Origin of the sequence: Mesorhizobium sp. M2A.F.Ca.ET.067.02.1.1, from assembly GCF_004023285.1 — a bacterium.
Taxonomy (GTDB): Bacteria; Pseudomonadota; Alphaproteobacteria; order Rhizobiales; family Rhizobiaceae; genus Mesorhizobium.
In genome coordinates this window covers 1-9,791 of sequence record NZ_RZSB01000151.1, presented here as the reverse complement: position 1 = coordinate 9,791, position 9,791 = coordinate 1, and the positions used below count along the sequence as shown (strand labels likewise).

The window sequence follows — 9,791 nt, the reverse complement described above, 5'->3', positions numbered from 1 at the left end:
CTCCTTTGTGATTTCGACCGTTCCTTCGCCCGAGCCTTTCAAGCAGGGCTCGAAGGCGCTCGGGAAGCTGACGGTCAACCCGAAAAAGTGGCCACGCGCGCAGGTGCCGTCGCAAAACCTCGCTGGAAAACTGCCGCCTCAGCAACCTGGCGAGAGCTTCGTTGTGACGTCGATCCTGGGCCATTTCACGCAGTCCTGATCACTGCGAAACCGGAAGCGACTGGACTTGTTCCGCTGCGCAATCGTGATTTGTCATCGCAGCGGCGGTCGCCCGTGAGCGGGTTGTGGCGCGATGAGCTCAATTGAACTCAGAGAGCATCGCTTCCTGAAGGAACATAAGCGCCGCTCGCCGGTTTGGTCCGCGGCGGCATCCCCCCAGCCCGCCGCCATCGGGGTTCCAATCCTCCCGATAGAAGCCCGCCCGCTCCCCTCCGGGCGGGCTTCTCCATTTTGAGAGATTGGCTTCAGCACAGGAGAGACAGTCATGGCAGGCAAGACAACGCACGACCAGCAGCAACGCATCATCGAGGAGCGCGTCAACACCAAGAACGCCGGAAAGGATTTCAACGCCAGGGAAGAGCTGAAGCGGCCAAGCCAGGAGCGGGCCACCCGCGAGAAAGGAAGCGGGTTGAAAGCTGGCGAGCGCGATCTGATCGATCCTGACGACAGGCAGATGCTGCGCGGCGAGAATCAGGAGTCTCCGCACCGGAAACGACGCGGCGATTGATGGGCGTCGGCCGGAAAAGCGCGGCGGGTTGGGGAAAACCGCCCACATTTTCCTGGAATTGCCCTAAAGATTAGGGGGTTCGTCGGAAGGCGGTTCCGAGACAATCGGCAGTTTCGAGCGCACCAGACGCTCGGTGCGGCGCAGCAATTCCCGGGAGCGCTTGATCGCGTCCTTGCTGCCCTGGACGAGTTGATCCTGGAAGGGTTCGCGTGCCCGGGGCAACGCAGTTCTGGCTTGGCGCATAGCGCTCTCCCGTTTTCAGACGGGAGCGCGTTCGTCGTCTCTCAGCCGCTAATGGTGTCCATTGGGGGTTACCAGCGATCTGGACAATCTAGGGCTCGTTCGATCTCAGTCAAGTTGCCCGTCATCGGCAATGCCCGGTTTGATTGGTTCCGAATCGCTGCCAACTGCTGGGCGAGGGCCCTGGATTGCTCCACATGCGCCCAAGCCAATTCCCGCATGCGGCTGTTTTAGGAGCGCAGGGCCTTTGCCCGTGCGATGACCAGAGAATTTGCGTCGAAAATATCCATGGCGACAACAAATGCGGACCGCGAATGAAGGTTCCAGTCCGGACAACCGCAAAGTCGAATTTCAGCCCCGGCCGCCGCATGGCGGGATGCGCCTGGCGCCTCGGCCAAGGTGGACAACGCAATCGGCGCCCAAGGGGGCAGGGCGGTTTCAGCGGCGCCGGCGAGATAGAGCGGCCGCCTCGCCCAATCCTGAACGGCTCAGCAAAAAGGGCGCTGCCGCGCGGCAGCGCCCTTTGCTTCGGGCAGTCGGCTGTCACCAGCCTTGGCGGCCGTACCAGTCATCGATGTCGCGGCGCACGCGATCCTTCTCGATGCCGTAGCGTTCCTGGATCTTGCCTTCGAGCTGGTCGCGCTTTCCGGCGATGCGATCGAGATCGTCGTCGGTGAGCTTGCCCCACTGTTCCTTGACCTTGCCCTTCACCTGCTTCCAATTGCCTTCGACGCGGTTCCAATCCATTTGCCGTACCTCCTGTTGGACATGCAGGGCTAACGGCAGCGCGGTCGCGAAGTTCCTGCAGACAAGTCTTTTTCTCCGGGCGGGAACATTCGCCAGGCGCCGCTGTTCTGGAAGGCAGGATGGCGCGCAGCCCCGCTCCCCCCGCGAGAGGCGCGCCACCGACCGGGTCCAGACCCGAGCAAGCCCGCCTCGGCCGTCCCTCGCCGGGGCGGGCTCTGTTGTGACGAGATTGGAAGGATCATGCTTCACGAGGCAGCAAAGATCGCCGAGCAGGCTCATCGAGGGCAGAAGGACAAGACCGGTCGGCCCTATATCGAACATCTGAGGCGCGTTGCCGATGCCGTCGAGACGTTGGACGAAAAGACCGTCGCCTACCTGCACGACATTGTCGAGAAAGGCGACGGCTGGACCTTTGAGAGGCTGCAGGGCGCTGGTTTCGGCCTGCCGGTGGTGGCTGCGGTCGATGCGCTGACGCGGCGCATGGACGAGAGCGAGGAAGGTTTTCTCTACCGCGCCGCCTCGAACGGGCTGGCATTGCCGGTGAAGATAGCCGATCTGCGAGACAATCTCTGGCAGGCCCACCAGGCGGGCGTCGCGCCCGAGAAGTACGAAACCGGCCTTGCCATCCTCGACCATCTGGATTCCAGGGGCTGAACCCGGCTTAATCCCGGGGTGAGGAAGCGATCAACTTGGCCTCGCGGACAAGGGAACTCCAGTGCAGGCCGATAAGGCGGACGAGATCGCGTGCCTGTGCTTCGCTGATGCCCGTCTCCCGCACCAGTCGCTTCACCACGTCGTGAGAGGTTGGATTGTTGTCCCTTTTGGCCATTGCTGCCCCATTCAGGAACCGCGCTCGTCGAATCAGGAAACCAACGCTCTGTCGGATCGACCGTTCCGGCGGGAACTGCTTTGGTTTGGACGGACCGCGGCTTGAAGTATTATGCCCGGGCCCCTTGCCGCTGAGGAAATTAATAGCTATATAGGGTAAATCGATCTTGCTGAAAGAACGTTGTTTTCGCGCAAAATGCGCCCCTGCGATCTTCCCTCTCAATTTCGAAGAATTCGTCGCTTGGCGGTTGCCGAGCGCGTACAATTTTGCGTCGATTTGTAAGGAGATCGCAATGACTACTGGAACGGTGAAGTTTTTCAATTCCACCAAGGGTTTCGGCTTTATCGAGCAGGGCGGCGGTCAGCCGGACGTGTTCGTTCACATCTCGGCCGTCGAGCGCGCAGGGCTGCGTTCCCTCGTCGAAGGCCAGAAGGTCAGCTTCGACGTCGTGAAGGATGCCCGCAGCGGCAAAAGCGCGGCCGAGAATCTGCAAGCCGCCTGATCACAGCGCCTCGCGGTCGTTGACCACGGATGTACTGGCATAGGCCGCGGAGGCGCGTTGGAGAAGGTCGGGCTTTGCCCGGCCTTTTTTGATTAAGGAGATGACAATGAAGTCGCTACCGGATACCGGCCTGTTCAAGCCGGTCCCATCCCGCACGGAAGCCAAGACCGACACGACCTCTCGTGTCGCTCGGCAGATTCAGGACCTGGAAGCCAAGGAGAGGGCGGCCAAGACCGAGCGCTTGCGCGCGGCCAGGCTGGCGCAGGAAGCCGAAGCGCCAGTGGCGCTGCCAAGGAAAGCCGCTCCAAAGCGCCCGAAGAAGGGCTAGTTCCTCAACACAGTGATGTTGAACATTGCAGGCTTCAAGGGCAAGGCTATCAAGGTCCGCTGGGTAGTCAGCGCAAACGTTGGCGATGAGCTGGACGCTTCTGAACCTCGTCATTCTAGGGCGGAGCAAGGAGCGAAGCGACGCGCGCAGACCCTGGAATCCATTCCGTTACCTGGACCGAAGTGTGCAACGGTGCAGAATTTGTGGACCGCCGCGGCGCTTCCAAGTCACGGCATGGATCCTTGGGTCTGCGCGCGTCGCTTCGCTCCTTGCTCCGCCCGTGGATGACGATCGCGATAGGCGTCTCGGCCAATCGCCAAGGCCGTGGCATCCGTTCCGAGGGGCGCGGTCGATTGGGGTCGTCCAGACGCGACGCGCCTAGCACCGTTTCATATGCAGCACGTCGATGCTGATCTCACCGCCGGACATGCGCCCATCCAGCACCTTTTCGAGGTCGTTGCGATTGTCGGGCTTAAGGACCTCCGGCAGGTCGAGCGCCGTCAGGGCCTCGTCGTCGAACTCGATCGGCGCCCCGTAGAGCTGTGATACCTCCATCACCAGGCTTTCGATGTCCTCGCGGGCGATGTTCTCGGCCAGATGATCCAGCCTGATTTCTTCGGAAATTCGGATGATGTTGACGATACCCTTGGTCCACAAGGCCTGTTGCACCTTGTGGTGGGCGTCGTCGCGCAAGCGGATTGAAAATCGTCGGAACATGGACTGCCTCCTTCCCTGGAGGTTATCCCTCGATTTCCACCATGCGCCAGACGGTCACGGAATGCAAGCAAAAAATTCAAAAAGCTATAAGAAAATCAATAAGTTAGCATAGAACAACAAATGTGGTTTCGGCCCATCGTTGGTATCGTTAGCCTGTGCCGTCTTTCACAGCTTGGTCATTCTTGACGTCCTATGCCACAAACCCTACTTCTACTCACAATGAGGCATTTACTCATTCGCAGCGTTTTTGTCTGTGATGGAGGCAGGCATGGCTGAGCTGGAACGGCCGCAAAGGTTGCAGATCATGCTGACCGAAGAGGAACTGGCGGCGCTGGAGAACTGGCGTTTCGAAAAGCGCATGCCGAGCCGTTCGGCCGCGGTCCGCGAACTTTTGCGTCGAGGGCTGGCGTCGGATGGGTTCCTCACGGCGAATGCGGGCGTGAAATCGCAGGATTTCGGCGTGATATCTGCGGACAGGCCGGCCGGCGATAGCCCCGGCGACAGCAAGCCGTAAGCGGATGCGATCCAGCGGATATGTTGCCTTGATTGCGGGCGGCCCTATTTGATGCGCATGACCGGTACAGGGGGGATCTTTCGTCCGAACGCCAATGCCGATGCTCGCCTCGCGGCGATCGTCGACTCTTCCTATGACGCCATCATCGGCAAGGACCTCAACAGCGTCATCACCGATTGGAACTACGCGGCCGAGCGCATGTTCGGCTACAGCGCGGAGGAGGTGATCGGCAAGTCGATTCTGATCTTGATCCCCGATCACATGCACAGCGAGGAAACCGAGATCATCGGCCGTATCCGCCGGGGCGAGGGCGTAGGCAGCCTTGAGACGACGCGCAAGCGCAAGGACGGCTCGTTGATCGCCGTGTCGATCACCGTCTCTCCCATCAGGAACAACGCAGGCGAGATCGTCGGCGCCTCGCAGATCGCCCGCGACATCACGTCCGCCAAGGAAAGCGAGCGCCGCATCCGGCTGCTGATGCGCGAGGTCAATCACCGCGTGAAGAACCAGTTCGCGGTGATCCTGTCGATGGTCAGGGAAACCAGCAAGCGCTCGACCGATCCGGCTGAGTTCGAGCAGATGATCCGCGCGCGCATCATGGCGCTGTCGCGCTCGCACGACCTTCTGGTGACCTCGGAATGGGCCGGCGCCAGCCTGTTCGACCTCGTTCAGGAGCATCTGAAGCCCTTCGGCCATGAGGAACGCATCTCGCTGTCCGGGCCGCTGCTGACGCTGCAGTCGAATGCGGTGCAGAATCTCGGCATGGCCTTCCATGAGCTCGGCACCAACTCGTCCAAATATGGCGCCCTTGCCGTCGACGTGGGCCATGTGGAAATCACCTGGAAGGTCGAGATGGGTCCGGACGCGCGGCGGCGGTTTCATCTTCTGTGGCAGGAGACGTCCAGCGCGGCAGGAATTGGGGTCGCTGAGAGGAATGGCAAGGAGAAGGGGGTCGCCGAACGAAAAGGGTTCGGCACGGTGGTGCTGCAGCGGGTGGCTCCGCAGTCGCTGAGCGGTTCTTCCAGCCTCGAACGCTCGGACGGCAGTTTGAAATGGGCGCTCGACGCGCCGCTCGAGGCAATCATCGTTCCGCAGCTCGGCGCCGATACCGACGGCGACATCGCCGTTTGAGCGTCGGATCGATCGCGGTGGCCGGCGCCAGCGTGATTTGCACCTTGCCGTCTGGCGGATGAGATCGGTCTGGGCGGGCCGCGGCCGCTCAGGCCCTCCTTGCAGCGCTGCAAAAGCGTAATTATATCAATCGTGAGCGTGCAATGTCCACGCGGATACAGTTGCTTTGGTCAAGCTCCATGGAGGTTGTCATGGCAATGATGGAAACAAGAAAGAGCCTGGACTGGATTACTCTGGTCCTCGCGATCTGCCTCTTCATCTCACCCTGGGTCATCGGATTCACCGCGGCGATGGTGCCCGCGTGGAACGCCTGGATCGTCGGCGTTCTGCTCGGCGGGCTGGCGCTGGCGTCGCTTTCGGTGTTCGCCGAGTGGGAAGAATGGGTCAGCGCGGTCCTCGGGCTCTGGCTGATCGTGTCGCCCTGGCTCCTGGGCTTTGCGGCTGACACGAATGTCATGACCACGCATGTCGTCCTCGGCGTGCTGGTGGTCGTGGCATCGGCCTGGGCCGTCTGGGACTTCCGTCATCCTCACGCGCATGCGTGAGCGGTGATCGGTCGGGAGCCCGCCGCGCGAGCGGCGAGCTCCTCGAATTTTGATCTTCTCGGGCATGGGGTAAGGCGGCGGTGTTGCGGCTTCACGCAATTGCTGCAACCGGAAACCTTTTCGTGCATTCTTGGGAATGGTCTCGATGCTCCACCCCGACACCCCCGCCAAATGCTGCTCCTATTGCGGCGGCCGCGACCATGATTTCGAAGAATGCCCGAAGCGCAAGGCCGACGCCGAGAAGGAAGAGGCGGCGCGGGTGGCCAGCTCCAAGCCTCCGCTCGCCAGCGGGCGCTATGGCAGCCCCCCGCCCCAACGTAAGTGACCGGCGCCCGTTGCCTGTTGGGGTGGATTTCCCGGCGCCGGCCCGGCGAATCGAAGTTCGCCGCACCATCAAAGTGAGCTGTCTGGGCGGGCTCCGCGACCGCAAATTCTGACAGTGCACAGGCTTATTTTAGCGTTGCTGCATCTTTTTTAAGTGACGTTCAGGGCCCGCTGGCCAGATCGGCGGGCGGTCTTTAGTGAAGGGTTATCGGTCGCCATCGACGATCGCCGAACCTTGTTAGCAAGCCGGCTCTCAAATTTTAATGCGGCTGCTATCCCTTCGTCTCACAATGGCACATGTCGAATTACAGGTTCGAGGTCATCCGAAACGGGCAGTGCCTGGGTGATGCCTGGGTCGATCTCGGCAGTTTGAGCGAGATGCGACGAGAAGCGCTCAAGGCTCTGCACGACATCGCCGTCGACGAAATGGCTTCAAGCGACTTGGATGAAACGGTGACCGTGTCCGTCCATGATGAAGTCGGCAGGCCTGTCTATTCTGCTACGCTCAGCGTCTCCCAGACGCTGCCAGCGATCCACCACGTCGGTCGCTAGCCAGCGCCGGGTCGCTTATTTTAGTTGGGAGTAACAAAAGTTATCGCCAAGCCTCGCACAGCCCGGTCATTGTTCGAGCTCTCCGCTGCCCTGAAGCGGAGGATGGGAGGAGCCAGCCTTTGGCTGGCGGGCAAAAGGCAGGCCACTTGGCCCGTTGCGCGGACCGCAGGCTGCTGCGACGGGCCAAGGTGGTCTGACCCAATAAAGGCGGCCCATGTCGCCTGCTTGTTGGCCTTTCCGACCTACTCATAGCCCTGACTTTTTCTGGGACGATCGAAGACCGGGCGTTGAACCGGTCTATGATCGCGACGGAGGTGCGCGGGTGGCGGATATCATCTCAATCAGGATAGGTGCGCGGCCTGCCGGTCGGCGCTCGGCGGCACGCTTGCGGCTTTGCGCTTTCATGGCGATCGCGGGTTTCATGATCGCCGGTCCGGCCGCGGAGCAGGTCTTCGGGGTACAATCGCCGTGGCTGCGTTCCTGGACCATGTTCAGCGCGATCGGGCTGGGCGTCATCGACGCTTCCTTCGAAATCCGCGCGCCCGACGGCGCGCTTGTCCCGCTCGACCGTTTCGAGATGCTCGGCGCGCCCCGCAATGGAGGGCTGAAGTGGATCCAGAACCGAGAGGACCTGGCTTCCGTCATCAAGCGGCTCTGCACGGTCGCAGGGCAGGGCGCCGACATCCGTGTCCGCGCCCGGCTGGGCATGCGCGGCGGCTGGCAGACGATCCATACCGATGCCGAAAATGCCTGCGCCGGCTGACGCCCTCGCCGACTGGCGTCCGGCGCCAGCCATGGCGGCGCGCTTCGCCGGCTGGGCGGCCGGCACGGAAGGCTCGTCGCGTTCGTCCGCGCTGATCCGCATCGGCTTGGCAATGCTGTTCTGGTCGCGCTGGGCGACCGAGCTGCTGTTCTATAGGGACCAGTCGCCTGCCGGCCTGTTTCTGGCAGCCAACTTCTTCCTCGCCACGACGCTGCTCTTCGTCGGCTATCATAGCCGCCTCGCCGCTGTCTGGACCGGCTCCGTCGGGCTGGCGATGTATTATTATTTCGGCTTCGAGCTCGGCCGCGAGCCCTGGACCCACCACCATGCCTATCTGCTAGCGATCGCGGCGCTCCTGATCGCGCTCACCCCCTGCGACCGCTCCTATTCGTTGGACCGCTATTTGGCCGTGACTCGGGCCGAGTGCGCGGGCGTTCCGCCGCCGGCGGAGCGCGGCAACCTGTGGGGGCTGCGGCTGATCGTGGTGCAGCTCTCGGTGCTCTATTTCTTCGCCGCCTTCGACAAGTCGAACCACGCTTTTCTGAGCGGCGCGCGGCTCGAGCAGATATTCCTCTGGTTTTACGCCGGTTCGGACTATCGGTCCGGCCTTGCCTGGCCTGCTACCATCATGTCCGTCGCCGTGGTCGTGCTCGAATATTGCCTTGCCTTCGGCCTGCCGTTACGCGCCACGAGGCGCTATCTGGTCCTGCCGGGCCTGGCCTTCCACGCCATCATCTATGTGACGCTGCCGGTCTACACGTTCAGCGCCACCATGGCGTTGCTCTATCTCGCTTATTTCGATGCCGATGCCGTGGACAGGGTGATCGCGCGTCTCCAGGGGATCGGATCGGCGGCGACCGCCGGAGGGGAAATTTCGTGAAGCGTGGTTCGTTGTTCCCGGGCGCGGTCGTCGCCGCCGCCGGCTTGGCCATGGTCTGCGGCACGGCCCGTGCCGGCGATGCGAGTGACTATTATCCCAGGTGGACATGGGATTCCTTCGCAGGCGGCCAGATGAACACATCGCTGCTGGTGTTCCGCGACCTCAACAGGAACGGCGTCTACGATCTGGGCGACCGGCCGATGTCGCGCGTGGCTGTCGAGCTCGACAGGCCGAACGCCGGCACCATCATGCGACTGACCAATGCCGGCGGCTTCGCCAACTTCCGCATGTCGGCCATGCACCGCGATTTCGAAGTCGTCGATCCCGGGCACTATGCGTTCCGCGTCGTGCCGCCGCCAGCCTATTCGGTCACCACCGGCAACGCCTCGCAGGAAAGCGACTATGTCGTTTCGCCCGGATCGCCGGGCGACATGATTGCAAAGACCACGACCCACCCCGTCGGGCTTGCGGCGGATCTGACGATCAGCGGCGCGGTCGCCGCCGGGGCGCGCGTTTCGCTGACAGGGCCGGATGGCGTCGGCATCGCCGCCAAGGTCGGTCCGGACGGGCGTTTCAGCGCAGCCGTGGAGCCCGGCGAATGGCTGGTCGATTTTTCGGCCGCCGGGGCGACCGAGCGGCGGCATGTGGTGGTCGGCACGGCGCCGGTGGTGCTCTCGACGTTCTCCGGCAAGGGCGGACCGGCCGAGGCGCCGCTGCCCCCGGAGCATGTCGTCGGCTTCGACGACCTGATGACGTCGCCCGGCGTGTTCGAGGTCCTGTCGGGCTATGGCGGGCTCAACTGGTACAACCTCGTTGCCATGCACCAGCGCTTCACCGACGGTCCGGGCTACGTCAACACCACCATGTCGGGCGAATTCATCGCCTACAACAGCTCAGGCCATCCCGCGCAGGTGTTCAGCGACAAACCGTTCGATTTCACCGGCGCCTATTTCGGCGCCGGTGAAATCGAACGGTTTGTCGCTGAACACCTG

At 62.4% G+C, this 9,791-nt stretch carries 17 protein-coding genes; 13 read left to right on the top strand and 4 right to left on the bottom strand.

What is annotated here, in order from left to right:
* The coding region (locus EOA28_RS39560) for a hypothetical protein (RefSeq protein ID WP_210214941.1) at window positions 1-199 on the top strand (199 nt) is incomplete at its 5' end.
* Window positions 200-484: 285 nt separating this feature from the next.
* Complete coding sequence (locus EOA28_RS13405; RefSeq protein ID WP_126083253.1) at window positions 485-727, top strand: hypothetical protein; 243 nt, start codon at window positions 485-487, stop codon at window positions 725-727.
* A gap of 63 nt (window positions 728-790) precedes the next feature.
* On the opposite strand, the gene EOA28_RS13400 is transcribed toward EOA28_RS13405, so the two are convergent.
* Both EOA28_RS13400 and EOA28_RS13395 read right to left on the bottom strand, forming a co-directional pair.
* Window positions 791-970, bottom strand: a complete 180-nt coding sequence (locus tag EOA28_RS13400; protein ID WP_126083252.1) for a hypothetical protein — start codon at window positions 968-970, stop codon at window positions 791-793.
* A gap of 540 nt (window positions 971-1,510) precedes the next feature.
* Window positions 1,511-1,714: a CsbD family protein gene (locus EOA28_RS13395; RefSeq protein ID WP_042640013.1), complete on the bottom strand. Its 204-nt coding sequence runs from the start codon at window positions 1,712-1,714 to the stop codon at window positions 1,511-1,513.
* Window positions 1,715-1,954: 240 nt separating this feature from the next.
* On the opposite strand from EOA28_RS13395, the gene EOA28_RS13390 reads away from it, so the two are divergent.
* A complete protein-coding gene (locus EOA28_RS13390) occupies window positions 1,955-2,368 on the top strand; it encodes an HD domain-containing protein (protein WP_126083251.1) in 414 nt (137 codons plus the stop codon).
* A gap of 7 nt (window positions 2,369-2,375) precedes the next feature.
* On the opposite strand, the gene EOA28_RS13385 is transcribed toward EOA28_RS13390, so the two are convergent.
* Window positions 2,376-2,807, bottom strand: a complete 432-nt coding sequence (locus tag EOA28_RS13385) for a hypothetical protein (protein WP_127253459.1) — start codon at window positions 2,805-2,807, stop codon at window positions 2,376-2,378.
* Between the two features lie 28 nt (window positions 2,808-2,835).
* On the opposite strand from EOA28_RS13385, the gene EOA28_RS13380 reads away from it, so the two are divergent.
* Window positions 2,836-3,045, top strand: coding sequence for a cold-shock protein (locus EOA28_RS13380; protein WP_042640010.1), 210 nt, complete (start codon window positions 2,836-2,838; stop codon window positions 3,043-3,045).
* Window positions 3,046-3,151: 106 nt separating this feature from the next.
* Entirely contained in the window at window positions 3,152-3,373 is a 222-nt protein-coding gene (locus EOA28_RS13375) for a hypothetical protein (RefSeq protein ID WP_245463268.1), read from the top strand.
* 378 nt (window positions 3,374-3,751) lie between these two features.
* On the opposite strand, the gene EOA28_RS13370 is transcribed toward EOA28_RS13375, so the two are convergent.
* The gene (locus tag EOA28_RS13370) at window positions 3,752-4,090 is read right to left on the bottom strand and encodes a hypothetical protein (RefSeq protein WP_126083249.1); all 339 of its coding nucleotides are present in this window, start codon (window positions 4,088-4,090) and stop codon (window positions 3,752-3,754) included.
* Window positions 4,091-4,358: 268 nt separating this feature from the next.
* Between EOA28_RS13370 and EOA28_RS13365 the strand changes: the two genes are divergently transcribed.
* From EOA28_RS13365 to EOA28_RS13330, 8 genes are all read left to right on the top strand, one after another.
* Window positions 4,359-4,604: a hypothetical protein gene (locus EOA28_RS13365; RefSeq protein WP_126083248.1), complete on the top strand. Its 246-nt coding sequence runs from the start codon at window positions 4,359-4,361 to the stop codon at window positions 4,602-4,604.
* Between the two features lie 51 nt (window positions 4,605-4,655).
* Complete coding sequence (locus tag EOA28_RS13360; RefSeq protein WP_245501517.1) at window positions 4,656-5,735, top strand: PAS domain S-box protein; 1,080 nt, start codon at window positions 4,656-4,658, stop codon at window positions 5,733-5,735.
* Window positions 5,736-5,926: 191 nt separating this feature from the next.
* On the top strand, window positions 5,927-6,280 hold the full coding sequence (locus tag EOA28_RS13355; RefSeq protein ID WP_127253458.1) for an SPW repeat protein: 354 nt from the start codon (window positions 5,927-5,929) through the stop codon (window positions 6,278-6,280).
* A 145-nt stretch (window positions 6,281-6,425) separates the two neighbouring features.
* Entirely contained in the window at window positions 6,426-6,605 is a 180-nt protein-coding gene (locus EOA28_RS13350) for a hypothetical protein (RefSeq protein WP_127253457.1), read from the top strand.
* Between the two features lie 296 nt (window positions 6,606-6,901).
* Entirely contained in the window at window positions 6,902-7,156 is a 255-nt protein-coding gene (locus EOA28_RS13345; protein ID WP_127253456.1) for a hypothetical protein, read from the top strand.
* 322 nt (window positions 7,157-7,478) lie between these two features.
* The gene (locus EOA28_RS13340) at window positions 7,479-7,919 is read left to right on the top strand and encodes a hypothetical protein (RefSeq protein ID WP_127253455.1); all 441 of its coding nucleotides are present in this window, start codon (window positions 7,479-7,481) and stop codon (window positions 7,917-7,919) included.
* A complete protein-coding gene (locus tag EOA28_RS13335; RefSeq protein ID WP_189342033.1) occupies window positions 7,903-8,799 on the top strand; it encodes an HTTM domain-containing protein in 897 nt (298 codons plus the stop codon). Before EOA28_RS13340 ends, EOA28_RS13335 begins: the two co-directional genes overlap by 17 nt.
* Window positions 8,796-9,791 (top strand): SdrD B-like domain-containing protein (locus tag EOA28_RS13330; protein WP_128314942.1); only part of this gene is annotated, 996 nt, incomplete at its 3' end. The genes EOA28_RS13335 and EOA28_RS13330, both read left to right, overlap by 4 nt.

Coding starts and splice junctions, on each gene's coding strand:
- EOA28_RS13405 (WP_126083253.1), top strand. CDS start 485: ATGGCAGGCAAGACAACGCACGACCAGCAGCAACGCATCATCGAGGAG.
- EOA28_RS13400 (WP_126083252.1), bottom strand. CDS start 970: ATGCGCCAAGCCAGAACTGCGTTGCCCCGGGCACGCGAACCCTTCCAG.
- EOA28_RS13395 (WP_042640013.1), bottom strand. CDS start 1,714: ATGGATTGGAACCGCGTCGAAGGCAATTGGAAGCAGGTGAAGGGCAAG.
- EOA28_RS13390 (WP_126083251.1), top strand. CDS start 1,955: ATGCTTCACGAGGCAGCAAAGATCGCCGAGCAGGCTCATCGAGGGCAG.
- EOA28_RS13380 (WP_042640010.1), top strand. CDS start 2,836: ATGACTACTGGAACGGTGAAGTTTTTCAATTCCACCAAGGGTTTCGGC.
- EOA28_RS13375 (WP_245463268.1), top strand. CDS start 3,152: ATGAAGTCGCTACCGGATACCGGCCTGTTCAAGCCGGTCCCATCCCGC.
- EOA28_RS13370 (WP_126083249.1), bottom strand. CDS start 4,090: ATGTTCCGACGATTTTCAATCCGCTTGCGCGACGACGCCCACCACAAG.
- EOA28_RS13365 (WP_126083248.1), top strand. CDS start 4,359: ATGGCTGAGCTGGAACGGCCGCAAAGGTTGCAGATCATGCTGACCGAA.
- EOA28_RS13360 (WP_245501517.1), top strand. CDS start 4,656: ATGCGCATGACCGGTACAGGGGGGATCTTTCGTCCGAACGCCAATGCC.
- EOA28_RS13355 (WP_127253458.1), top strand. CDS start 5,927: ATGGCAATGATGGAAACAAGAAAGAGCCTGGACTGGATTACTCTGGTC.
- EOA28_RS13350 (WP_127253457.1), top strand. CDS start 6,426: ATGCTCCACCCCGACACCCCCGCCAAATGCTGCTCCTATTGCGGCGGC.
- EOA28_RS13345 (WP_127253456.1), top strand. CDS start 6,902: ATGTCGAATTACAGGTTCGAGGTCATCCGAAACGGGCAGTGCCTGGGT.
- EOA28_RS13335 (WP_189342033.1), top strand. CDS start 7,903: ATGCCTGCGCCGGCTGACGCCCTCGCCGACTGGCGTCCGGCGCCAGCC.